Origin of the sequence: Pseudoflavonifractor sp. MCC625 (assembly GCF_018784545.1) — a bacterium.
GTDB lineage: Bacteria > Bacillota > Clostridia > Oscillospirales > Oscillospiraceae > Pseudoflavonifractor_A > Pseudoflavonifractor_A gallinarum.
This window is the reverse complement of sequence record NZ_WQOJ01000030.1, coordinates 220,164-244,253: the sequence shown is the minus strand read 5'-3', so window position 1 is coordinate 244,253 and position 24,090 is coordinate 220,164. Positions and strand designations below refer to the sequence as shown.

At 61.7% G+C, this 24,090-nt stretch carries 22 protein-coding genes; 7 read left to right on the top strand and 15 right to left on the bottom strand.

Features of this window, described 5'->3' with window-relative positions; all coding sequences use genetic code 11:
- The first annotated feature begins 65 nt into the window (after positions 1–65).
- The 4 genes from pheT to dinB all read left to right on the top strand — a co-directional run bounded on the left by pheT (position 66) and on the right by dinB (position 5,113).
- The gene (gene pheT / locus GPK94_RS08500) at positions 66–2,750 is read left to right on the top strand and encodes a phenylalanine--tRNA ligase subunit beta (protein ID WP_215655538.1); all 2,685 of its coding nucleotides are present in this window, start codon (positions 66–68) and stop codon (positions 2,748–2,750) included.
- 127 nt (positions 2,751–2,877) lie between these two features.
- Complete coding sequence (locus GPK94_RS08495; protein ID WP_215655537.1) at positions 2,878–3,126, top strand: IreB family regulatory phosphoprotein; 249 nt, start codon at positions 2,878–2,880, stop codon at positions 3,124–3,126.
- Positions 3,127–3,246: 120 nt separating this feature from the next.
- Positions 3,247–3,765 (top strand): nitroreductase family protein, encoded by a 519-nt coding sequence (locus GPK94_RS08490; protein WP_195278271.1) that lies wholly within the window; start codon positions 3,247–3,249, stop codon positions 3,763–3,765.
- 121 nt (positions 3,766–3,886) lie between these two features.
- A complete protein-coding gene (gene dinB, locus GPK94_RS08485; RefSeq protein ID WP_101693423.1) occupies positions 3,887–5,113 on the top strand; it encodes a DNA polymerase IV in 1,227 nt (408 codons plus the stop codon).
- A 44-nt stretch (positions 5,114–5,157) separates the two neighbouring features.
- Here dinB and GPK94_RS08480 read toward each other — a convergent pair whose 3' ends face one another.
- From GPK94_RS08480 to GPK94_RS08470, 3 genes are read right to left on the bottom strand one after another with little or no spacing between them, the layout of a single operon-like run.
- The gene (locus GPK94_RS08480; protein WP_101693424.1) at positions 5,158–6,042 is read right to left on the bottom strand and encodes a radical SAM protein; all 885 of its coding nucleotides are present in this window, start codon (positions 6,040–6,042) and stop codon (positions 5,158–5,160) included.
- Positions 6,043–6,054: 12 nt separating this feature from the next.
- The gene (gene hisC, locus GPK94_RS08475) at positions 6,055–7,131 is read right to left on the bottom strand and encodes a histidinol-phosphate transaminase (protein WP_215655536.1); all 1,077 of its coding nucleotides are present in this window, start codon (positions 7,129–7,131) and stop codon (positions 6,055–6,057) included.
- Positions 7,128–7,322: a DUF951 domain-containing protein gene (locus tag GPK94_RS08470; RefSeq protein WP_215655535.1), complete on the bottom strand. Its 195-nt coding sequence runs from the start codon at positions 7,320–7,322 to the stop codon at positions 7,128–7,130. The genes hisC and GPK94_RS08470 overlap by 4 nt, the downstream gene beginning before the upstream one ends.
- Positions 7,323–7,531: 209 nt before the next feature.
- On the opposite strand from GPK94_RS08470, the gene GPK94_RS08465 reads away from it, so the two are divergent.
- On the top strand, positions 7,532–8,461 hold the full coding sequence (locus GPK94_RS08465; protein ID WP_252192552.1) for a S1 RNA-binding domain-containing protein: 930 nt from the start codon (positions 7,532–7,534) through the stop codon (positions 8,459–8,461).
- Between the two features lie 95 nt (positions 8,462–8,556).
- Here GPK94_RS08465 and ugpC read toward each other — a convergent pair whose 3' ends face one another.
- The 9 genes from ugpC to GPK94_RS08420 all read right to left on the bottom strand — a co-directional run bounded on the left by ugpC (position 8,557) and on the right by GPK94_RS08420 (position 18,423).
- Positions 8,557–9,717 carry a sn-glycerol-3-phosphate ABC transporter ATP-binding protein UgpC gene (ugpC, locus tag GPK94_RS08460; protein ID WP_256447334.1) on the bottom strand — a complete coding sequence of 387 codons (1,161 nt, stop codon included), beginning with the start codon at positions 9,715–9,717 and terminating at the stop codon, positions 8,557–8,559.
- 214 nt (positions 9,718–9,931) lie between these two features.
- Positions 9,932–11,059, bottom strand: coding sequence for an N-acetylglucosamine-6-phosphate deacetylase (gene nagA, locus GPK94_RS08455; protein WP_195278274.1), 1,128 nt, complete (start codon positions 11,057–11,059; stop codon positions 9,932–9,934).
- Positions 11,050–11,802 (bottom strand): glucosamine-6-phosphate deaminase, encoded by a 753-nt coding sequence (gene nagB / locus GPK94_RS08450; protein ID WP_101693430.1) that lies wholly within the window; start codon positions 11,800–11,802, stop codon positions 11,050–11,052. Before nagB ends, nagA begins: the two co-directional genes overlap by 10 nt.
- 39 nt (positions 11,803–11,841) lie before the next feature.
- Complete coding sequence (locus tag GPK94_RS08445) at positions 11,842–12,747, bottom strand: dihydrodipicolinate synthase family protein (RefSeq protein WP_101693431.1); 906 nt, start codon at positions 12,745–12,747, stop codon at positions 11,842–11,844.
- Positions 12,748–12,889: 142 nt separating this feature from the next.
- Entirely contained in the window at positions 12,890–13,729 is an 840-nt protein-coding gene (locus GPK94_RS08440) for a carbohydrate ABC transporter permease (protein ID WP_193537556.1), read from the bottom strand.
- A 12-nt stretch (positions 13,730–13,741) separates the two neighbouring features.
- The gene (locus GPK94_RS08435) at positions 13,742–14,680 is read right to left on the bottom strand and encodes a sugar ABC transporter permease (RefSeq protein ID WP_101693433.1); all 939 of its coding nucleotides are present in this window, start codon (positions 14,678–14,680) and stop codon (positions 13,742–13,744) included.
- Between the two features lie 121 nt (positions 14,681–14,801).
- Complete coding sequence (locus GPK94_RS08430; protein WP_186962766.1) at positions 14,802–16,151, bottom strand: extracellular solute-binding protein; 1,350 nt, start codon at positions 16,149–16,151, stop codon at positions 14,802–14,804.
- 161 nt (positions 16,152–16,312) lie between these two features.
- On the bottom strand, positions 16,313–17,164 hold the full coding sequence (locus tag GPK94_RS08425) for a MurR/RpiR family transcriptional regulator (protein WP_101693435.1): 852 nt from the start codon (positions 17,162–17,164) through the stop codon (positions 16,313–16,315).
- Between the two features lie 35 nt (positions 17,165–17,199).
- Complete coding sequence (locus GPK94_RS08420) at positions 17,200–18,423, bottom strand: AGE family epimerase/isomerase (protein WP_101693436.1); 1,224 nt, start codon at positions 18,421–18,423, stop codon at positions 17,200–17,202.
- 250 nt (positions 18,424–18,673) lie between these two features.
- Between GPK94_RS08420 and GPK94_RS08415 the strand changes: the two genes are divergently transcribed.
- The gene (locus tag GPK94_RS08415; RefSeq protein WP_186962767.1) at positions 18,674–20,047 is read left to right on the top strand and encodes an ROK family protein; all 1,374 of its coding nucleotides are present in this window, start codon (positions 18,674–18,676) and stop codon (positions 20,045–20,047) included.
- Positions 20,048–20,126: 79 nt separating this feature from the next.
- Here GPK94_RS08415 and GPK94_RS08410 read toward each other — a convergent pair whose 3' ends face one another.
- Positions 20,127–20,789 (bottom strand): YesL family protein, encoded by a 663-nt coding sequence (locus tag GPK94_RS08410; RefSeq protein WP_101693438.1) that lies wholly within the window; start codon positions 20,787–20,789, stop codon positions 20,127–20,129.
- 350 nt (positions 20,790–21,139) lie between these two features.
- Here GPK94_RS08410 and GPK94_RS08405 point away from each other — a divergent pair, with 350 nt between their 5' ends.
- Entirely contained in the window at positions 21,140–21,730 is a 591-nt protein-coding gene (locus GPK94_RS08405; RefSeq protein ID WP_215655534.1) for an adenylyltransferase/cytidyltransferase family protein, read from the top strand.
- Positions 21,731–21,786: 56 nt separating this feature from the next.
- Here GPK94_RS08405 and hemL read toward each other — a convergent pair whose 3' ends face one another.
- Both hemL and hemB read right to left on the bottom strand, forming a co-directional pair.
- Positions 21,787–23,076 carry a glutamate-1-semialdehyde 2,1-aminomutase gene (gene hemL, locus GPK94_RS08400; protein ID WP_215655533.1) on the bottom strand — a complete coding sequence of 430 codons (1,290 nt, stop codon included), beginning with the start codon at positions 23,074–23,076 and terminating at the stop codon, positions 21,787–21,789.
- Complete coding sequence (gene hemB / locus GPK94_RS08395) at positions 23,076–24,059, bottom strand: porphobilinogen synthase (protein WP_215655532.1); 984 nt, start codon at positions 24,057–24,059, stop codon at positions 23,076–23,078. Before hemB ends, hemL begins: the two co-directional genes overlap by 1 nt.
- Positions 24,060–24,090: the final 31 nt, after the last annotated feature.

Below are 24,090 nucleotides of genomic sequence, written 5' to 3'. Positions count from 1 at the left end.
CCGCAGGGGCGGTCAGAGGCCGTCCCCACGATGAAAAGCCTGATGTGATAAGGGAGTTTTAAGATATGAATCTATCTCGTAAATGGCTCGGCGAGTTTGTCACCGTCGACGCCTCCGATCATGATTTTGCAGAGGCCATGACCCTGTCCGGCTCCAAGGTGGAGACCACCGAGAACCTGGGCGCAGAGATCTCCAATGTGATGGTGGGCAAAGTGCTGTCCATGGCCCGCCACGAAAACAGCGACCATATGTGGGTCTGCCAGATCGACGTGGGCGAGGCCGAGCCCGTTCAGATCGTCACCGGTGCCTGGAACGTCCATGTGGGCGACCTGGTCCCTGTGGCCCGGCACAAGTCCACCCTGCCCGGCGGCGTGAAGATCGAGAAGGGCAAGCTGCGCGGCGTGGTCTCCAACGGCATGCTCTGCGGACTGTCTGAGCTGGGTCTGGAGGAGCGGGACTTCCCCTATGCCGCCATCACCCCCGCTGCCCTCCTGAACGACTACCATCCCCTGGATGCGGACAAGCCCTCCATCTCGGCGGACATCCAGGCCGGCCATAAGGTCTTTGGCCCGGTGATCTGCGCCAAGGTGCAGGCGTGCGAGACCCAGCCGGACGGCAGCTTCCGCGTCTCTCTGGATCTGGGCGAGGGTACCGCCGACACCACGACGGCCTGCCCCAACCTCCACGAGGCGGATCTGGTGGCCTACAACACCAAGTCCGGCTCCATCTGCACGCTGGAGGATCTCCACGCGCAGCAGGCGGAGTTCCCCCACTGCATCCCCGACGGCATCTTCATCCTCCGGGAGGAGTGCAAGCCGGGCGACGATATCAAGGGTATCATCGGTCTGGACGACTCGGTGGTGGAGTTTGAGATCACCCCCAACCGCCCCGACTGCCTCAGCGTCATCGGCCTGGCCCGGGAGGTTGCCGCCACTTACGGCGCGCCCCTGCGCCTCCACACCCCCGTGGTGAAGGGCGGCGGCCCCGGCAATCTGATCGAGCTGCTGGATGTGGAGACCCCCGATCCCGACCTGTGCCCCCGCTACACCGCCCGGATGGTCCGCAACGTGAAGATCGGTCCCTCCCCCAAGTGGATGCGGGAGCGGCTGCGCGCCATGGGCGTGCGTCCCATCAACAACATCGTGGATATCACCAACTATGTGATGCTGGAGTACGGCCAGCCCATGCACGCTTTTGACTACCGCTATGTGAAGGGCGGCAAGATCATTGTCCGCCGGGCCAGCGAGGGTGAGGAGCTCACCACTCTGGACGGACAGGTCCGCAAGCTCAACGCCAATCACCTGGTCATCGCCGACGAGCATCGCGCCGTGGGCCTGGCCGGCATCATGGGCGGTGAGAACAGCGAGATCGTCTCCGACACGGTGGACGTGGTCTTCGAGTCGGCCAATTTCGACGGCACCTGCATCCGCAAGGGCGCTCTGGCCCTGGGCATGCGCACCGAGGCCAGCGCCAAGTTCGAAAAGGGCCTGGACCCCATGAACACCCTCCCCGCCGTGGACCGTGCCTGTGAGCTGGTGGAGCTGCTGGGGGCCGGCGAAGTGCTGGACGGGGTCATCGACATCCTCAACTATGTGCCCCACCCCCGTGTTCTCCCCCTGGAGCCCGACAAGATCAACGCCCTGCTGGGCACCGAGATCTCCGGCGAGGAGATGGTCTCCATCCTGAAGAAGCTGGACTTTGGAGTGGAGGACGGCATGGTCACTGTCCCCTCCTGGCGCGGCGATGTGGAGGCTATGGCCGATCTGGCCGAAGAGGTGGCCCGCTTCCACGGCTACAACAACATCCCCACCACCCTCATGCGGGGTCAGACCACCCGGGGCGGCTACTCTCCCGAGCAGGAGCTAGAGCGCTCTCTGGGCCAGACCTGCCGCAGCCTGGGCTATGACGAGATCATCACCTACTCCTTCATCAGCCCCACCTACTATGACAAGATCCGCTGGGCGCCCGACGATCCCCGCCGTGCCTCCATGCGCATCTGCAACCCCCTGGGCGAGGATACCTCCATCATGCGCACCACCATTCTCCCCTCCATGCTGGAGATCCTGACCCGCAACTACAACTACCGCAACAAGTCCGCCCGCCTGTATGAGCTGGGCCGGGTCTACTTCCAGCGGGAGGATGGCATGGCCGACGAGCCCAAGGTCCTCTCCCTGGGCGCCTACGGCGGCGGAATGGACTTCTACACCCTCAAGGGTGCGGTGGATTCCCTCCTCTCCTCGATCCGGGCCGAGCATGTGACCTATGAGGCCGTGTCGGATAACCCCTCCTACCATCCCGGACGCTGTGCCCGGGTCCTGGTGGACGGCCGAGAGGTGGGCGTGCTGGGTCAGATCCATCCCCTCACCGCCCGGAACTACGGGGTGGACGCCGAGCTCTACTGTGCGGAGCTCTCCTTCCCCGCTCTCTTTGCCGCCAAGGGGGCCGATCCCCAGTATGTGCCCCTGCCCAAGTTCCCCGCCGTCACCCGTGACATCGCCGTGGTGTGCGACGAGGCCGTTACCGTAGGCGCGCTGGAAGATTCTATCCGTCGGGGCGCCAAGGGTCTGCTCAAGGAGGTCACCCTCTTTGATATCTACCGCGGCAAGGGCGTAGACGAGGGCAAGAAATCGGTGGCCTTCAGCCTGGTCCTCCGTGCCGATGACCGCTCCCTCACCGCCGAGGAGGCCGACGCCGATGTGGCCGCCATCCTGAAAGCCCTGGAAACCGAGCTGGGCGCCGTGCTCCGCTGAACAGAATAAACCGCCTTCTATTCCACAAACTACTTCTTAATGTTTCGTGAATTTTGGTCTGGCCCCTTTACACTCCGCGTTTTTTCAGTTAAAATAGGGGACAGAAGCATAAGGAGGTGTGATTGTCATGCATACGGATTATACACGCAGATTCAGTCTCAATTATGAGAAGGATCAGGAGATCAAGGACATTCTGACCTCTGTCTATAATTCTCTGCAGGAAAAAGGATATAACCCCATCAATCAGATCGTGGGTTACATCCTCTCGGAAGATCCCACTTATATCACCAACTATAACAACGCCCGTGCGCTGATCCGCAAGGTGGATCGGGACGAGCTTCTTCAGGAGCTGGTGAAGCAGTATCTCAATAGCTAAGCAGACGGAGGGTCCGGTTTTACCGGGCCCTCCGAGATTTTTATTTGCATTTTGCAGAAAAAAGGTATAAAATGGATGTATCCAAATGCGGCACTGCCGCTTCTGTCATGAGGTGATTGTATGGAATTCTTTGAAACTGTTGCCAAGCGTTACAGCCACCGGACGCCCTTTTTGGACCAGCCCGTGCCAGACGCCGATGTCCGCAAGATCGTAGAGGCCGGTATCCAGGCCCCCTCCGGTCAGAATTGCCAGACCACGTCCTTTGTGGTGGTCACCGATCCCGACCTGCGCAAGCGCATCTCCGAGGTCCTCTCCACCCCCGCCACCCAGACGGCTCCCGTCATCCTGGTGGTGCTGAGTGAGCACGTGGTGGCCCCCTGCGGTATGGCCTTTGAGGTGGAGGATTATGCCGCCTCCGTGGAGAATATGCTCCTGGCTGCCACCGCCCTGGGCTATGCCACTGTCTGGATGGACGGCATGACCAAGGCCCCCGCCGCCTGTGCGGCCATCGCTTCCCTCCTCCACGTTCCCGAGGGAAAAACGGTGCGCACCATTCTCCCCCTGGGCGTTCCCGCCGAGGTGGGCGAGCCCAAGCCCCGCAAGTCCTTTGAGGAGCGGGCCCACTACAACCAGTTCTAAAATCCCGACGCCGGTCCCCCCAAAAAGGGACCGGCATCTCTTTTTTTGTTATAGAACATTCGTTTGACATGGGACACGGAATCTCTTATAATAGAATCCAGAACAACAAGGGGGGAGCGCCATGGACCGGGTCATTCTGCACTGTGATCTCAATAGCTTCTACGCCTCGGTGGAACTTCTGGACCACCCGGAGCTCCGGGAAAAACCGGTGGCCGTCTGCGGCGATCCGGAGAGCCGCCACGGAATCATCCTGGCCAAAAATGAGCCCGCCAAGCGCTTCCAGGTCCGGACCGCCGAGACCATCTGGCAGGCCAGGCGCAAATGTCCCCAGCTCATCCTCCTCCCTGCCCACCGGGAGAAATACCGGCACTTTTCCCGGGCCGTCAACGCCATCTATGAGCGCTATACCGATCTGGTGGAACCCTTCAGCATTGACGAGAGCTGGCTGGACATGACGGGCTCCCTCCACCTCTTTGGCGGCGACGGAAAGGCGGTGGCCGATGAGATCCGCTCCGTAGTCCGCCGGGAGACCGGGCTCACCCTCTCGGCAGGGGTCTCCTTCAACAAGATCTTTGCCAAAATGGGGAGCGACTACCGGAAGCCGGACGCCACCACCGTCATCTCCCCCGAAAATTTCCGCACGCTGCTCTGGCCCCTCCCAGTCACCGATCTCATCTTTGTGGGCCGGGCCGCCGCCCGGACCCTGGAGCAGTACGGCGTACACACCATCGGGGATCTGGCCCAATTTGACCGGGAGGCTCTGGTGCGGGTCCTGGGCCGTCAGGGCGTGACCCTTCACGCCTATGCCAGCGGCCGGGAGCACAGTCCCGTGGTCCCGCTGCGGGATATGCCGCCCCCCAAGTCGGTGGGCAACGGCATCACCTTCCCCCACAATCTGGTGGGCTGGGAGGAACTCCGCTCCGGACTGGCCCTCCTGTGCGACAGTGTGGCCGGGCGGCTGCGAGAGGTGGGTCTCAAGTGTACCACCGTCCAGATCACGATCCGGGACCCCTCCTTCCGGGACATCTGCCGCCAGAGCCGGCTGAACGCCCCCACCTTTGTCACCCGGGAGCTGCTGGACGCCTCCTTTGCCCTGCTCCGGGGTGTCTGGCGGGCGGAGGCCCCGGTGCGGGCCCTCACGGTCACGGCCCAGCACCTGATCCCGGAGGACGAGGCCGCCGAACAGCTGGATTTTTTCTCCGCCGACTCCCTCCCCCGCCGGGACCGGCTGGAGCGGCTGGAGCGGGCAGTGGATCAGGTCCGCCGAAAATATGGACACGACGCCCTCTCCCTGGCCTCCTCCGTAACAGGAGAAACCCCACCCTCGGATCCCCAGGTTCCACTATGACAAAAACGCTTCCGGACTTTTGTCCGGAAGCGTTTTTCAATCGATTACAGTCCGCGGCCGTATTCGCTACGCAGCAGCTCCTGGTCCTCCAGGGCCAGATCGATGGCCGAGAGCATGGCCTGCCGGTCCTCGGGCAGACCACCCTTGAGGGGCAGATAGTTGGAAGCGTGGTCGCAGGTAAAGTGCAGCGGGTCCACGTCCAGGTGCTCCAGCAGGAGACGGGTCTCCTCCAGGGCCTGGGGCCCGGTGATGAGCTGGAACTCTCCCCGCTCCACCTGCTCCCCCATCTCGGTGCCCGGCTCAGGCATATAGGTGAGGGCCGAGAGATGGCGGGGCTTCATCTGGTTCATCATCTCCGCCGTGGCCAGGATGTGCCGGCGGGAGGGCTCCCCGGGACCGGCCAGTCCCAGCAGGACCATGACCCACAGGTCCAGGCCTGCCTCCCGCAGGCGGATGCCGGCCTCCAGCATCTCCTGCGCGCCCACACCCTTCTTGATGGTGTGAAGCAGCTCATCCGAGCCGGTCTCCACCCCCAGATAGACCCGGTACAGTCCGGCCTCCCGCAGAGCACGCAGCTCTTCCGGGGTCTTGGTCAGGGCCGAGCGGGGACCGGCGTAGGCGGTGACCCGCTCCAGCTCCGGGAAGGTATCATAGAGCTTTTTCAGGATGGCCAGCAGCTGTTCAGTCCGCATAATGACGGCGTCGCCGTCGCACAGAAAGACCCGCTTGACCGGCCGGCCCATCCGATTATAGTAGGCCCGGGCCATCTCGATGTCCTCAAAGATATCGGCCATGGGGCGGATGTGGAACTGCTTGTCCTTGTACATGCTGCAAAAGGTACACTTATTATGGGAGCACCCCACGGTGACCTGGAGCAGATAGCTCCGCCACTCTCCGGGGGGACGGTAGATATTTCCTTCGTAACGCAAGGGATTTCCTCCTTATTTCTGTGCTTTGTCACGGCCGAGTGTCTGACGCAGGACCTGGATCAGCTGCTCCATCTCCTCTTCGGTGCCGATGGTAATCCGCAGATAGTCTTCAATGCGGGGCTTACCCCACCAGCGGACCAGGATGCCCTGTGCCCGCAGGGTGTCCAACAGCTCCTTCCCTCCCCGCTCCGGATGGGAGACAAAGAGAAAGTTGGCCTGGGAGGGACAGACCCGGAAGCCCAGCTCCTCCAGAGCGGCGGCCGTCTTTTCCCGGGTGTCCATGATGCGGCGGCGGTTTTCCTGGAAATACGCCTCGTCCTCCACCGAGCCCTGGGCCGCCGCTAGGGCGATCCGGTCCAGGGTGTAGGAGTTAAAGGAGTTTTTCACGCAGTTGAGGGCAGCGATGAGATTGGGGCTGCCCACCGCATATCCCACCCGCATTCCTGCCAGAGAGCGGGATTTGGACATGGTGCGCACCACCAGCAGATTGGGATACCGGCCCAGCAGGGAGAGGGCTGACTCTGTCCCGAAGTCCACGTAGGCCTCGTCCACCACCACCGCGGCGGTGGGATTGCCTGCGGCCAGCCGCTCCACCTCCGCCAGAGGCAGAGCAATGCCGGTAGGGGCGTTGGGATTGGGCAGGATCACGCCGCCGTTGTTCCCCAAAAATTCCTCTACCGGGATGGTGAAGTCCTCCCGCAGGGGGATCTCCCGGTAAGGGATTCCAAAGAGTCCGGCGTAGACCGGGTAAAAGCTGTACGAGATATCCGGAAAGCAAATGGCCCGCGCCGGATCGAAGAGCCCCTGGAAGCAGAAGGCCAGCACCTCATCCGAGCCGTTGCCCACAAAAATCTGCTCCGCCTTCACCCCGTGATAGGCCGCCAGTGCGGCGCGCAGCTGCCCGGCCTCCGGATCGGGGTACAGGCGCAGCCCCTCCCCCACGGCCTGTTTTGCCGCCTCCAGCGCCCGCGGCGCGGGCGGATAGGGATTTTCATTCGTGTTGAGCTTGATGAACGTCCGGTCCTTGGGCTGCTCCCCCGGCGTGTAGGGGACCATGTCCCGAATGCGGCTGCTCCAAAATTCTTTCATGTCTCCGGCCCCTCATTCCGCTTGATTTTTTTGATATTCTTCTCCACCTTGCTGCGGGGGAGCATCAGTTCATGTCCGCAGCCGGCGCAGCGCAGCTTGAAATCCATGCCAACCCGCAGGACGAGCCATTCCCGGCTTCCACAGGGGTGCTGCTTCTTCAGCTCCAGCACATCGCCCACCCGTACATCCATGGCAGTTCATCCTCTCCATTTATTACTTTACTTCGCTACATTATTATATCCCATGAGGCGGGCGGACGCAAGCCCCATTCTCGTGGCCTCCCGGCCACACAGCCGTAGGTATTATTATAAATTCCCCGTTCTTTTCTGTCAATTCCGGGTTGCGGGGCGCATATAGTGCTCTATAGACCCCTATTGGATATTGAAAGGATCTGGTCGTTTTGACACGCTTTTTCCTGCCTGAGGGCCATCGCCTGCACACGCCAGAGAACCGTGCCGCCTGTTCCTCGCCGGAGGGACTGCGCCGTGCCATGGAAACAAAGACCGTACTGGAAGGGACCGCACTGCTCTGTGACGCCGAACACAACCTGACGGTCTCCCTGGGAAACGGCCGCCTGGCCACCATCCCCCGGACCGAGGCCGCCCTGGGCATCGCGGAGGGGACCACCCGGGACATCGCCATCCTCTCCCGGGTCGGGCGGCCGGTGTCCTTCCTGGTGGATTCCATACCGGAGGCGGGCGGGCGGCCCATCCTCTCCCGGCGCAGAGCCCAGCGCATGGCTCTGGACCTGCTGCTCACCCAGGCCCGGCCGGGCATGGTACTCCCCGCCGTGGTCACCCACCTGGAGCCCTTCGGGGCCTTCGTGGACCTGGGCTGCGGGGTCACCTCCATGATCGGCATCGAAAATATCTCAGTCTCCCGCATCTCCCATCCGGGACAGCGCTTTACCATCGGACAGTCCATCTATGCGGTGGTGCTGGACATAGACCCCCAGCGGGAGCGCATCTACCTCACCCACAAGGAGCTGCTGGGCACCTGGGCGGAAAATGTACGCCCCTTTCACCCGGGCATGACGGTACCAGGTATCGTGCGGGGGATCAAGGAGTACGGTGCCTTTATTGAGCTCACCCCCAACCTCTCCGGGCTGGCCGAGGCGCGGACCGACCTCACGGAGGGGGAGCGGGTGTCGGTCTTTCTCAAGTCCATTGCCCCCGACCGCATGAAGATCAAGCTTCTCATCATCGACCATCTGCCTCCGGAGCCACCTGCCCCCCTCCCCTATTTCATCACAGAGGGACGCATGGCCTACTGGCGCTATGCCCCGGCGGGCTGTACCCGTGTGGCGGCTGAGACGGTCTTTCTGGATTAAACCAAAATGTAAAAAGGACCCTGGCCCAGTGGGCCAGGGTCCTCATTTCTCAACACACAGTCACTTTTGAAAGACGCGCAGTCCGCCCGCCTCTATTACTCCAGAGCCAGCAGGTTGGCCTCGGTCTCGGGGTTGAAGAGGTGCAGCAGGTCATTGCGGAAGGTGAAGTGGACCTGGGTACCATAGTTGATACCGCCGCGATGCTCCTCGGGCAGGTCGGTGGTGGGAACACGCAGCACCACGTCCTTGCCGCTGGCATTGACGTGCAGGTGCACCTCGGAGCCCATCATCTCGGACACGTCCACCACGCCCTTGACGCTGGTCTCGGAGGGCTCGGATACGAAGGAGATGTGCTCAGGACGCACGCCCAGCGTGATGTCCATGGGAGCCACGTTCCGGGCCTTCAGGCCGGCCTGGATCTTCTCACCGGGGGTGATCACAGCGCCCTGGCAGCGGACCACATACTGGTCGCCATTCTTCTCCAGCTTGGCGTCGAAGAAGTTCATCTGAGGCATGCCGATGAAGCCGGCCACAAAGATGTTGGCGGGATGATCAAAGACCTCCTGAGGCGTGCCGATCTGCTGGATGAAGCCGTCCTTCATGATGACGATACGGTCGCCCAGAGTCATGGCCTCGGTCTGGTCATGGGTCACGTAGATAAAGGTGGTGTTGATGCGCTGACGGAGCTTGATGATCTCGGCACGCATCTGGTTACGGAGCTTGGCGTCCAGGTTGGACAGCGGCTCGTCCATCAGGAAGACCTGGGGCTCACGCACGATGGCGCGGCCGATGGCCACGCGCTGGCGCTGGCCGCCGGAGAGGGCCTTGGGCTTGCGCTGGAGGTACTGGGTGATATCCAGGATCTCGGCCGCCTCTTTCACCCGCTTGTCGATCTCAGCCTTGGGCAGCTTGCGCAGCTTCAGGGAGAAGGCCATGTTCTCATACACGGTCATGTGCGGATACAGGGCGTAGCTCTGGAAGACCATGGCGATATCGCGGTCCTTGGGCTCCACATCGTTCATGCGCTTGTCGCCGATGAGGAGATCGCCCTCGGAGATATCCTCCAGGCCGGCGATCATCCGCAGGGTGGTGGACTTACCGCAGCCGGAGGGGCCGACCAGGACGATAAACTCCTTGTCCGCAATCTCCAGGTTGAAGTCGTGCACCGCGGTGACCTTGTTGTCGTAGATCTTCTTGACATTCTTCAGGCTGACAGTTGCCATAGGTTGAGGACCGTAGGAGCGATGCCTCCGCAAGCACTCCCTCGTCCATGGAGAGCAAAACTCCAGGGACGTTACGGCAGGTCTCCACACTGCCGCACCGCCGGTCCGGCGGATTTCCTCCTTTTTTACCGCTCACCCTCCCCTATGGAAATGGAGTAGGAGAGGGTGGCTGGAATGGTGGCGCAGCCGCGCCGCTGTCTCTATTATGCCAGAGAATCAAGCCTTTTGCAAGGATATTTTTGTGCTTTTATACAGTTCCGTGGACCAGTTCACCCTTGAGGAAGACGGCCTTGAGCTCCAGATTTTCATCCAGCACGGCCAGGTTGGCCAGCTTGCCGTTCTCAATGCTGCCCACGCGGCTGTAGATGCCGATGGCCTTGGCGGGGTTCACCGCGGCGGCCCGGACCGCGTCCTCCAGGGGGATCCCGAAGGAGACGGCGGTCTTCATGCAGTTCATCAGGTCGGTGACCGAGCCGGCCAGGGTGCCGTCCTCCAGCGTGGCGTACTTGCCCTTGACCTGGACCGGCTGACCGCCCAGGGTATAGTCCCCATCGGGCATACCGGCGGCCCGCATGGTGTCGCTGATGAGGATGACCCGCTTGGTCCCAAAGAGCTGGAACACGGCCCGCACCACGCTGGCGTGGATGTGGACGCCGTCGCAGATCAGCTCAGCCATACACTCGGGGGTGTCGAAAGCCGCGCCCACCACGCCGGGTGCCCGGTGGGTAAAGGGCGGCATAGCGTTGAAGAGATGGGTGGCCTGCCGGGCGCCGGCGGCATAGGCCGCCATGGCGGTATCATAGTCGGCGGTGGTGTGGGCGATGGAGACCGTCACCTCGTCGGCGACTTCCTTGATGAACTCCAGCGCGCCGGGCTCCTCCGGGGCGACCGAGACCAGCTTCACCAGACCCTCGGAGGCCTCCTCCAGGCGGCGGAGCATGGCCACATCGGGCTCATGGAGCCAATCGCCGTTCTGGGCGCCCTTCTTGGCCCGGGAGAGGAAGGGCCCCTCCAGGTTGACGCCGCACAGCAGAGCGCCGCTCTTGCTGTTCTTCCGATGCTGGGCCGCGTTCTTGCAGACCTTGATGAGCTGCTCCTCCAGCAGGGTCATGCCGGCGGGGCAGATCTGAGTGACACCCCGGGAGAGCTCATAGTCGGCCATGACCTGGAGGCCCTCGGGATCCGCATCGCTGAAATCATGGCCCTTGGCGCCGTGGAAATGCACGTCGGTGAGACCGGGGATCAGATAGTACCCGGACAGGTCGGCGCTCTTCCCGTCGGAGCTGTGGTCGGCCAGCAGTTCTCCCTCAATGCACACATCCCGGGAAACAAAGCCGTTCTGGACGTCAAATACCTTTGCTCCGGTCAGCCGCATACGGGAACACCTGCCTCTACCAGTTTGCTCAGCGCTTCCTTATCGCCCACCAGGGTCACATCGGGGTGGAGCTGGAGGATGGAGGCGGGCACTTCCTTGGTGACCGGGCCGCAGAAGGCCTTGTACACGATGTCGGCCTTGGCCGCACCGCTGACCACGATCAGGATCCGGCGGGCCTGCATAATGTTCTTGATGCCCATGCTCAGCGCCTGACGGGGCACATCGTCCTTGCTCTCAAAGAAGCGCTTGTTGGCCTCGATGGTGCTCTCGGTCAGATTGACCAGATGGGTCTCCAGACCGAAGTCGTCGCCGGGCTCGTTGAAGGCGATGTGGCCGTTGTGGCCCATGCCCAGCAGCTGCAGGTCGATGCCGCCCAGATCCCGGATGAGCTTATTGTACTCGGCGCACTCCACCGTGGGGCTCTTGGCCAGGCCGTTGAGCACATGAGTGTTCTCGTACTTGATGTCGATATGGTCAAAGAGGTTGCTCTGCATGAAGTAACGGTAGCTCTGCTCATGACGGGGAGAGAGGCCGTAGTACTCGTCCAGGTTGACCGACTTGACTTCCGCAAAGCTCAGGTCGCCCTTCTTGTACCACTCCACCAGCTGCTGGTAGGCACCCACGGGGGTCCCGCCGGTGGCCAGGCCCAGCACGCTGTCGGGCTTGGTGATGACCTGGGCCGAGATGATGTTGGCGGCCCGACGGCTCATGGACTTATAATCTTCTGCCAGATAAATTCTCATGATAATCTCTTCCTTCCTGTTGTGCCCTCAGGCATCCCATCAGCAGTATTTGGCAATCGCCGCGTCGATCCGGGCCGCGCAGGCGTCCACAATGGCCAGATCGCTCTCCACCAGAGCGGGCAGAGGCTTGCGGACGGAGCCGCACTCCACGCCCTTCTTGGCCAGGATGGCCTTCATGGTGGCATAGAGGTTGCCGTGGGCGGAGCACATCTGATAGATGATGCGGCAGATCTCGTTCTGGATCTCACGGGCGGGCTCCATCTCGCCCTTCTGGAAGTGCTCACGCACCTTCAGGAAGAGCTCGGGCATGACCGCATAGGTGCCGCCGATGCCGGCGCAGGCGCCCATGGCCAGGCCGGAGATGAACTGCTCGTCGGGACCGTTGAAGACGATAACGCCCTCGTCACGCCACATCTGGATGTCCTGGGTGGGCATGGAGGAGTTCTTCACGCCGATCACGCGGGGATTCTTCTTCATCTCCTTCAGGAGGGAGGGAGTCAGAGCCACACCAGCCAGCTGGGGGATGTTATAGATGATGAAGTCAGTGTTGGGGGCGGCGGCGGAGATATCGTTCCAGTACTGGGCGATGCCGTACTCGGGCAGGTGGAAGTAGATGGGCGGGATGGAGGCGATGGCGTCCACGCCCAGACTCTCGGCATGGGCAGCCAGCTCCTGGCTGTCGGCGGTGTTGTTGCAGGCCACGTGGGCGATGACCACGACCTTGCCCTTGGCCTCAGCCATGACGTTCTCCAGCACCACCTTGCGCTCGGCCACGCTCTGGTAGATGCACTCACCGGAGGAGCCGCCCACATACAGGCCGTTGACGCCCTTGCTGATCAGGTGGCGGGTCAGGCCGCGCACACGCTCGGGAGAGATATTGCCCTCGTCGTCATAGCAGGCGTAGAAAGCGGGGATAACACCCTGGTACTTGTTCAGATCGCTCATTTTGATTCACTCCAATAAATTATGTGAGCCGGCAGGAAACAGGGCCCGCCCCGCTTTGCAGGGCGGGCCCTCCTGTCAGTTCCAGCACGTTGCGGATAACCGGATCAGACATCGTCTGAAAGGGACTCCAAACACAGTAATCTTAACCCTTTACCGCGCCCATGGCAATACCCTGTGTGAAGTATTTCTGGAACGCGATGAAGATTGCCACGATGGGGATAGCCGCCAGAGCAGCACCGGCCATGATGAGGCCGAAGTCGCTGGCCATCTCGCCCTGGAGTCTGGCGATACCGAGGGAGATGGTCCACTGGGTGCGGCTGTTGAGCATGATCAACTGCAGGAAGTAGTCGTTCCAGGAGTTGACGAAGGTAAAGATGGCCAGCGCACCCACGCCGGGCTTGATCATGGGGAATACCACGCTGAAGAAGGTACGCAGCTCGCCGGCGCCGTCCACCCGGGCAGCCTCCAGCATCTCGGTGGGGATGGTCTCGGAGAACTGCTTCATCAGGAACACACCGAAGGGCCAGCCTACGGTGGGCAGGATGACGGCCCAGAGGGTGTCATGCAGGTGCAGGAAGTTCATCTCCTGCAGCAGGGGGATGACGATGACCTGCTTAGGCAGAGCCATGGCGCACACCAGCAGGCTGAAGAGGATCTTGCGCCCATAGAAGCGCTTCTTAGCCAGGGCATAGCCGGCCAGAGCGGCAGTCAGGCAGGTCAGCACCATGGCGCCCACGGCCATGATCACCGTGTTGGCCAGCCACCGGAAGGCCGGCTGGCTGAAGAGCTTGGTGTAGTTCATCAGGGTGGGCTCCAGCGGGAACCACTGGGGCTGCTGGGCATTGATGGCCGCAGCGGTCTTGAAGGAACCGGTGATGATCCAGTACAGCGGGAAAATGAAGAAGACAGCCAGGAGGAAGAGGATGACAAAGGCGAATGCCCGATATCCCTTGGACTGTTTCATGGCAAGACTGTTGTTCATCTCTTCACCCCCTTAACCGTTGTCGGTCTTCGTGACCTTGAACTGCACGGCGGAGAACACCGCGATGATCAGGGCCAGAACGACACCCATGGCGTTGGCATAGCCGAAGCGCTGATACTTATACGCCATATCAAAGATATAGTACATGATGGTATCGGTGGCGTGGTTGGGTCCGCCCGAAGTCAGCAGCTGGATGAGCGCGAAGCACTGGAAGCTGTTGATGGTGGTGATGACCAGGATGTACAGGGTGGTGGGCATGATCTGGGGCCACTTGATCTTCCAGAACACCTGGAGCTTGGTGGCGCCGTCCACCTGGGCCGCCTCGATGAGGGACTGGTCCACGTTGCCCAGGGCCGCCACGTAGAGCACGATGGGCTGGCCGATGGAGGTGGTAAACAGGATCATGATGATACACCAGATCGCGGTCTTGGGATTGCCCAGCCAGTTGAAACCGGTGGTCCCCAGGATCTGATTGAGCAGACCGGTGTAGGGGTTGAACATCCACTTCCACACCACGGTGACCGCCACGGTACCAGTGACCACGGGCAGATAGAACACGCAGCGGAAGAAAGAACGGGTGACCGCCTTCATGGGGCAGATGGCGGAGCTCACCCACAGCGAAAACGCGGTGACCGTAGGCACGGCTACGACCACGATGAGTACCGTATTCCAGAAGGCCCGGATAAAGACCTTATCCTGGAACATCTCGATGTAGTTGTTCAGACCGGCGAACCCTTCAAAGCCCGCCAGGCCGTAGTCCAGAAAGCTGTATACCACACAGATGATCATGGGGATCACAACGAACCCCACAAAGAAAATCAGGCTGGGCAGCAGAAAGAGGTAGGCGGAAATCGTTTCCCGGCGTACCAGAGCCTTGCTCATGCCGGAGAACTCAGAGCGCCGTTCCTTTTTGGGCTTTTTTGCCGCAGCCGGCACGGATTTTTGCTCCATAACGTATCGTTCCCCTTTGTCGTAAAATACGCTTCCTCTCCCCCGCTCTCCGCGGGTCAAAGCGAATGCGCCCGCCCCCTCTCAAATAGGGAGCGGGCGCATGATTGCGTGTAAAGAGGTCTTACTTGATGGCGGCGTTGCTGGCCTCCACGAAGTTGTCGGCCGCAGTCTGCACGTCCTCGCCGCTGACGAAGATCTGCTGCAGCATGTTGAACCAGTTGGTGCGCTGCTCGGTCCAACCGCCGATGACGTTGTAGTAGTCGCCCAGGTAAGGCATCATGACCTGGAACTCAGCCATACGGGCCTCGTCCTCAGTGCCGGCATAGACGTCGCCCTGAGAGGCACGCACGGGGAAGAAGCCGGAGAGGCGGACGCTCTCGGGACCCTGCTCGGCGTCGTCACAGACGAACTTGATGAAGGTCTTGGCAGCCTCGATCTTGGCCTCATCGCCGTTGTCGAAGATACCGAAGCCCCAGATGCCGCCGCACAGAGCGGGAGTCTCCTGATCGGTGGGGAAGGCCACCGCGTAGGGAGTGAAGGAGACCTGAGAGGCATACTGAGCCTGGTTGGAGGCGTTCCAGCAGAAGGTCATAGCAGCGGTGCCGTTGGCAAAGGCCTGCAGCTCGTCGGCAGCCTGGAAGCTGGCGTCGGCAGTCAGGTTGCCGGCCTTGACCTGCTCAGACAGAGTCTGGAGGGCCTTGACGTTCTCAGCGGAGTTGGCGGTGTACTCGGTGTGGTCGGCATTGGTGTAGGTGCCGCCGTACAGGTTGTTCACCAGCGCGCGGGTACCCTGGTCGCCGCCCTGGCCGCCGCAGTAGATGATACCGGGGGTGGCCACCTGACCGGAGGCCTTCACAGCAGCGATGGCCTTGAGGAAGTCCTCGGTGCTGTTCCAAGTGCGGGTCTCGTCGTTGATGTACTGCATAGCGTCGGCGGCCTCAAAGACCTCCTTGTTGATGGCCATGCAGTGGGTGGTCATGCACAGGGGGTACTCATAGTAAGTACCGTCGTTGCTCTTACAGGCGTTGACCACGGACTCGCTCACAGCGGCGATGTCGGCGGTAGCCTCCTCGGTCCACAGATCGCTCAGATCCACCATCTTACCGGCAGCGCCCCAGTTGGAGACCAGGCGCTCAGGACCCTCCATGATGATGTCGGGGGTATTGCCGGCGGTGATCGCGGAGGTGACCTGGGTGTCGCCGTTGGTGTAGTCCAGGAACTCCACGTTCACCTTGATGTCAGGATACTCGGCGTTGAAGGCGGCGATGATCTCGTCCACCTTGGCCTCGGTGCCGCCCCACTTACCGATGGGGTAGGTCCACATGGTGATCTCGGTGCCGGTAGCGGCACCGGAGCCGCTGGCCGCGGGAGCGGGCGTCCCGCTGGTCTTGGCGTCCCCGCCGCCACAGGCGGCCAGGCTCAGGGTCATGCCGGTTGCCAGTGCAAGAGCAACTGCTTTTTTCAGATTCATTGCTGATCTCCTCCTCATGATTTGAATAATTTCTCTCGAGTGCCAGAGATACCCGTTGTGTAGATTGTACAATCACAAACCCTTTTTGTCAATAGTTAACTGAAAATATTTTTCTTTTCAATTCAAACTGAAATTTTTTTCAAAACTTCTTCCCGTTTCGATCAGAGGTGTTTCTCCGAAAGAGCGTCGGCGATGCGCTCCCGACTCTCCTCCGCGCCCTTGGGGTCCCGCTGGTACATCTCATGGAAGAGCACGTCCAGCAGATAGAGCTGAGCCATCCGCGCCGCCACCGTTCCCAGCTGGAGGGGGCCCTCCTTGGAACCGCACTGGAGCACCAGATCAGCATACTGCGAGCCGGGCGACTTGGGAAAGCGGCTGATTAGGATGCACCTGGCCCCTCTCCCCTTTGCCTGGGCCAGCACCTCCACCAGATCCCGGGTGGCGCCGGAGTAGGAGAAGTAGAGCACCACATCTCCCGGCGCCAGCTGGGCCGTCCAGATGGCCTGCATGTGGGCGTCGCAGATGGGGTAGAAATTGGGCCGCACCGTGGAGAAGAGATGGGCCGCCTCCTGGGCCATGATCATGGAGCCGCCCTGTCCCATGCACAGGACCTTCCCCGCCCCCATCATCAGGTCCACCGCCCGGGCGATCTCCTCCGGGCGAATGAGCTTGCGTGTCTGGGCGATGGCGGCCACATCCGCGTTGTAAAGCCGCTGGCAGGGACTGATCTCCCCCTCCTCCAGATCCATCTCCTGGATGGGAGAGACCCGCTCCGGAATCACCGTAGAGTTGGCCACAGCCAGTTTGAAGGCGCTGTACCCCTTATACCCCATCCGGCGGCAGAAGCGGGAAATGGTGGCCTCGGCCACGCCGCACTCCTCGGCCAGCTCTGAGATGGACATATACTGGGTCTGTTTTTCGTGGCTGACCACATAGTCGGCCACCTTTTTTTCCGCACCGGTCAGCTGATAATACTCATTATCCAGCCGGGCGAACACATTGACCTGCGGCATGGGTCCTCACCTCCCTGCGCTTGCCGCGGGCAGAATCAGTCCCGGGCCAGAATCTGTCCCAGCATGTTGTCCACCATGGAGAGCATACGGGGCAGATGGAAGGGGCCCTTGAAGGTGGAACCCTTGGTGGAGGGCATGGTGGGAAGGCCGTCACGGCGTAGATAGCCGTACCACTCGCCATACTCCCGGTCGGAGAAGTGCTTCTTGCAGTAGTCCAGGGTCTGCTCGAACTTCTCCAGGTAGGACACGTCCCCGGTATCCCGGAAGATCATCATGGACGCGATCAGGATCTCGTCGTGGGGCCACCAGAGCTTCATATCGTGCTCGTAGGCCTCGGTGGGCTTGCCCAGGCAGTCGATGAAGTAGAGCAGTCCGCCGTACTCCTTGTCCCAGCCAGCCTCAAAGGCCTGGTCAAAGATCTTGACGGCGGTGGCGTGGGTCTCAGCGTCGTGGGCGTAGTTGGCCGCCTCCATCAGGAACCAGGAGCACTCGATGTCGTGGCCGGGGTTGACCACGCGGCCCTCGGTGACATCCAGACGGGGGGTTCCGTCGGGCGCCACAGACTCCAGGGTGCACTTGAGCTCAGGCTTGTAGTGGTACTGGAAGATGGTCTCCACACACTCCTGGGCCCGGGCGGCGTAGAGCTTCTGCCGCTCCGGATCCGTGTCCACCCGGCGAAGCACGGAGGTGATGTTCAGGTAGATCATGGGATCGGCCAGAGCGCGGCCGGTACGGGTGGTGGGGATAGTCTTGGGACCCATGCCGGTGGGATCCTGGATGAGGCCGTTGTTGAGCTGGTAGATCAGCTCATAGGCAGCCCGGGCGCGCTCCAGGCAGGCGGCGTCGCCGGTGACGCCGTAGTACTCGGCGTTGGCAATGGCGTAGAAGCCCTCGGAGAAGCAGTAGCGGCGCTGGCGCAGGGGCTTGCCCTCCGCGGTAACGGTGAAGTACATCCGGTTGCCGGCCTCTCGGTTGATGCAGTGGGCCTCCATAAAGTCCAGGCAGCTCTTGCTGGCCTGGAGCCACTCCTCCTTCACCCCGTACTGGTGGCACAGGTAGGCGAACATCCAGGCGCAGCGGCCCTGCATCCAGACGCTCTTATCAGTGGAATAGATCTCGCCCTTGCGGTCCAGGCAGGTGTATACGCCGCCGTTGACGTGGTCCATACCGTTTTTCAGCCAGAAGTTGACGCAGATGTCCAGCTCCTCCTTGATCCACTTCTGATGGGCCTCAAGGCGCTCTCTCATAGCAGTATCCATAACTTCGTTCCGCCTTCCTTTTGATACAAATTGCATAATGGACGGGGGCTTGAAACAGGCTTCCCTTTCCTTATCGCCTATATCATACCGTTGAAAGTAACTTTCAGTCAATAGCTTCTTTGAAAGTTTTTTCGATTTTTCTCGGAAATCCCTTGACAGATTGAAAAAAACTGATAGCCTATAAGTGGATAAATTTGATGGGCGGTACAAAAAATACCCCCAAATGATACATTCAAGGAGGAGGATACCGATGAAACACCTCGGCATTGACGTTTCCGTTCGTAATCTCCCTGAGCTGGACCCCAACTACATTCCGCTCTTCCCCTTCTATGAGTCCTTTCTGAAGGGCGCTTCCAAGCCCCTGGACATCGCGGTGGAGCGCTCTGCCGGTCAGGTCGCTGTCTACAAGACCTTCATTCACGGTACTCCCGAGATGGCTGAGGCCGACCTCTACTATGTGGACCGCATCATCAAGACCCTGCTGTGGCTCAAGGGCGGCTTCAAGGTCTATATCGCGGGCGACAAGGCCATCTATGAGGCCATTCACAAGGCCTACTCCAAGGAAGGCACCCGCGCCTTTGACGAGGACTTCATGGCCGGCGTCTATGAGCATCCCTTCGAGGTGGTCTACTGCGACGCCGTTCCCGCTGAGGTGAGCAAGTCCGAGGCCATCGGCCGCCACATGAACGGCTGCCGCATCGGCTTTGACGCCGGCGGAAGCGACCGCAAGGTCTCCGCTGTCATCGACGGTGAGCCCGTCTTCTCCGAAGAGGTGGTGTGGTTCCCCAAGACCAACTCCGACCCCGACTATCACTACCAGGGCATCGTGGACGCCATGAAGTCCGCCGCTGCCCATATGCCCCGCGTGGACGCCATCGGCGTGTCCTCCGCCGGCATCTACATCGACAACCGCACCATGGTGGCCTCCCTGTTCCTGAAGGTGGGCAAGGAAGACTTTGACGCCAAGGTCAAGGACATCTACATCCGCGCCGCCAAGGAGTTTGGCGATGTGCCCATCGTGGTGGCCAACGACGGCGACGTGTCCGCTCTGGCCGGCGCCATGAGCCTGGAGGAGAACAACGTCCTGGGTATCGCCATGGGCACCAGCGAGGCTGTTGGCTTCGTGGATGACAAGGGCAACATCACCGGCTGGCTCAACGAGCTGGCTTTCGTCCCCGTGGACGCCGCCCCCACCGCCATGGTGGACGAGTGGTCCGGCGACATCGGCTGCGGCGTGAAGTACTTCTCCCAGGATTCCGTCATCAAGCTGGCCCCCGCTGCCGGCATTGAGCTGGACGAGTCCCTCTCCCCCGCCGAGAAGCTCAAGGTGGTGCAGGGCCTCATGGAGAAGGACGACGACCGTGCCGCCGCCATCTACCGCTCCATCGGCGTGTATCTGGGCCATGCCCTGCGCCTGTACTATCACTTCTACGGCTTCAAGCACATCCTGCTGCTGGGCCGCGTGATGTCCGGCAAGGGCGGCGACATCGTGCTGGCCGAGGCCAAGCGTGTGCTGGCTGAGGAGTATGCCGACATCGCCTCCAAGATCAATCCCACCCTGCCCGACGAGAAGGCCCGCCGCGTGGGTCAGTCTGTGGCTGCCGCTTCCCTGCCCGAGTTTTAATCCGGTCACAGCATAGCAAAACAAAAAACGTCCGGCTCTCCCTGTGGAGAGCCGGACGTTTTCCTATGTGCACAACGAGTCAGCGCAGATACCAGGGCCGCTCCGCCGGATCTTCCGGCAGCCCCTCCTCCGGAATGGTATAGGGGCGGAAGATCCGCTCCAGCAGCAGGGAGGCCGCCAGTCCAGCCAGGGCGGGCAGGATCATCAGCGGCACCAGATACCGCACCGACACCAGTCCCGCCGCCAGCAGCACTACCCCCAGTCCCAGGGTCGAGGGAAGATGCCCCAGCGCCAGCCGGAGAGCCAGGCCCAGAGCCCCCCAAACCCCCTGGCTGAATCGGGAGATCACCGGGAATACATAGCCCAGCACCCCCAGCAGTACCAGCGTCACCAGTGCATAGACCAGCAGCAGGGACATGGCCGCACGGTTGCCCGCCAGGGCCATCTGGTAGACCACATACAGTCCCCCCAGCACCAGCTGTCCCGCCACCAGGCACACCAGCCCGGTCAGAAAGCTCACCTTGAAATTGCTCTTCAGGCACTCCAGAAAATTCCGGAAGGGATAGGGCTCCCCCTTCCGGATGCACTTAACCAGCGTGTAGTAAAGGGCTGTGGTGGCCGGGCCCGCCGTGACCACCGGAATACACAGCGCCACCCAGAGCAGGCTCAGGGCCGCCAGATTGAAAATCAGGTCAATGGTCTGAAAAAAACCGTTTTGGGGATCAAAGATACTGCGCCACACACCGATGTCCTCCTTGTGGTCCTCCGGGCATCCGTCCAGGCCCGGTCCATCTGTTGGAATGTATTCTATCCTATTTCCCGAAAAACGTCAAATGCCGCGGGATGACCCGCGGCATTTTCCTCGCCTTTTCCTCACGCCCGCCCACGGCGGCGCGTCTCCCCTCGGGAGATAAAGTCATTATATGTCTTTTGAAGCTCGATGTCAACCCGTTTTTCCCCCTATTTCTTCCATTGCTATTGTATTTTTCGATAAAGTCTCCTCCCTTCTTCCCTTTTTGCCCGGTTTCGACTAAGATAGTGTCTGCTGCACGGGCGGCAAATCAGAGACAGGAGCTGGACAGGCGGATGGATATGGAACAGAGAGATACATTGGGCGTGGTCATGGGCCGTTTTCAGGGGCTGCACCTGGGGCATATGGAATACTTGCTGGCAGGGGCGCAGCGCTGCGAACATCTTCTGGTGGGCGTGACCCACTTCGACCCCTGGGAGCACGCCCCGGAGGAGCTCCGGGATCTGGGCCGCATGAACGCCTCGGCCAATCCCTTCACCTACTATGAGCGCCTGGCCATGCTCCGGGATGCACTCACCGAGGCCGGACTTCCCCGGGAGCGCTTTGATATTGTTCCCTTCCCCATTGAGCACCCGGAGCGCATCCCCGAGTTTATCCCCCGGGAGGCTGTGTGCTATGTGACCATCTACGACCAGTGGGGATACCACAAGCGCCAGGTCCTGACCGATCTGGGCTTTCCCACCCGGGTCCTCTGGGTGCGGGACGACAGCCAGCGCCTCACCAGCGGAACGGAGGTCCGCCGGCTGATCGCGGAGGGGAAGCCCTGGTCCCACCTGGTCCCGCCGGCGGTATCCCGGTATCTGCTGGAGCACGGCCTGACCCAGCGGCTGGCTGCCGGCATTCAGCCGGAGGCCTCCAATCCCTCCCGATAACAGATAGAAAGAGCCCCCGCAGAATTTTTATTCTGTGGGGGCTCTTGTTTTCCTAGTTACAGCGCGGCAAAGACCTCGTCCGCCGCAACGCGGGTGTGCTCCAACAGCTCCTCGGTGTGGGCTGCCGAGAGGAACATGGCCTCAAACTGGGCGGGAGCCAAGTAGACGCCCCGCTCCAGCATTCCGGCGAAATACCGGGCGTACATCCCCACATCGCTCCCCTTGGCATCCACAAAGGTGCTCACACTGCTGGGTGTGAAGAAGGGGGAGAGCAGGCTGCCGATCTGGTTGATGGAGACGGCTACCCCGTGCTTTTCCGCCAGCACCCGGAACTCCCGGGCCAGCCAGAGGGCTTTCTCCTCGATCATGGAATAGATCTCCGGATGGCTCTTCAGCCAGCTCAGCTGGGCTAGTCCCGCGGCCATGGCCACCGGGTTGCCGCTGAGGGTGCCCGCCTGATAGACCGGACCGCAGGGCGCCACCTCTTCCATCAGCTCCCGCCGTGCGCAGTAGGCCCCCACCGGCATGCCGCCGCCGATGATCTTTCCAAAGGTCACGATGTCGGCCCGCACGCCGAAATAGGCCTGGGCTCCGCCCAGCGCCAGCCGGAAGCCGGTGATGACCTCGTCAAAGACCAGCAGCGCACCATACTTGTCACACAGGGTCCGCAGACCGCTCAGGAAGCCGGGTGCGGGGTTCACTACGCCCATGTTGGCCGCCACGGGCTCCACAATGACGCAGGCCACCTCGCCCTGATTGGCCTCCAACAGACGCTCCACGCTGTCCAGGTCGTTGAATTGGGCGGTCAGGGTGTGGCGCACCACGTCCTGGGGCACGCCCGCCGAGGTGGGATGTCCTCCCGCCAGGGCGGAGGAACCCGCTCCCACCAGCAGGCAGTCGCTGTGCCCGTGGTAGCAGCCCTCAAACTTGATGATCTTATCCCGTCCGGTGGCCCCGCGGGCCAGACGGATGGCCGACATGACGGCCTCCGTTCCTGAGTTGACCATGCGCACCATGTCGATGTTGGGGACCAGCTCCACCATGAGCTGGGCGATCTCCACCTCCCGCTCAGTGGGAGCGCCGAAGCTGAGTCCGTCCTTGACGGCCCGCTCCACCGCCTCCCGGATGACCGGGTGGTTGTGCCCCAGGATCATGGGACCCCAGGAGCAGACATAGTCGATGTAGCCGCGCCCCTCCACGTCGTAGATGTACGGGCCGTTGGCGCGGGCAATGAAGCGGGGGGCCATGTCCACCGCACGGAAGGCCCGCACGGGAGAGTTGACGCCGCCGGGGAGTACCTTGAGGGCCTCCGCAAAGAGCTCCTGAGAGGTTTTGTGCCGGTTCATCATCCGATCTCCCCCTTCCGCATGGCGTCGGCCAGCTCCTTGGCATAGTAGGTAATGAGCATATTGGCCCCTGCCCGGAAGATGGACACGGCGCTCTCACACATGACCCGGTACTCGTCGATGAGCCCCTCCCGGGCCGCCGCCTTGATCATGGCGTACTCTCCCGACACCTGGTAGGCACACAGGGGCAGGCGGAAGGCATTGGCACACTCCCGGATCACATCCAGATAGGGGAGCGCGGGCTTGACCATCAGCAGGTCGGCCCCCTCCTCCACATCCAGCGCGCACTCCTTGAGGGCCTCTTTCCGGTTATGGGGGTCCATCTGGTATCCCTTCCGGTCCCCGAAGGAGGGGGCGGAGCCGGCCGCCGCCCGGAAGGGACCGTAAAAGGCCGAGGCGTACTTGGCCGAGTAGGACAGAATGGGCACATTCTGGAATCCGTGCTCGTCCAGTCTGGCCCAGATGGCCGCCACACGGCCGTCCATCATGTCGGAGGGAGCCACCATATCGGCGCCCGCCCGGGCGTGGGAGAGCGCGGTCTTAGCCAGCAGCTCCAGCGTGGCGTCGTTGTCCACGCTGTGGCCGCACAGAGCCCCGCAGTGGCCGTGGTCGGTGTACTCGCACATGCACACGTCGGTGATGACATAGAAATCGGGATAGGACCGCTTGATGAGGCGCACCGCCTCCTGCACCACGCCATGCTCATCCCAGGCGGAGGAGCCCGTGGCGTCCTTGTGCTCCGGCAGGCCAAAGAGGATGCACCGGCCCACCCCGTGAGCCAGACAGTCCTCCACCGCCTGTCCCACGCTGTCCAGCCCGTAGTGGAGCTGTCCCTCCAGCGAAGGGATGGGGCGGGTGCCCGTCAGGGTCTCGTCCACAAAGATGGGATAGATCAGGCTGTCGGGGGAGAGACGGGTCTCCCGGCACAGCCTCCGGATGCTCTCATTGCCCCGCAGGCGGCGGGGCCGAATGCTCAGGTCCATGGAAATGGCCTCCTTGTTTTTCTTGCTTGTC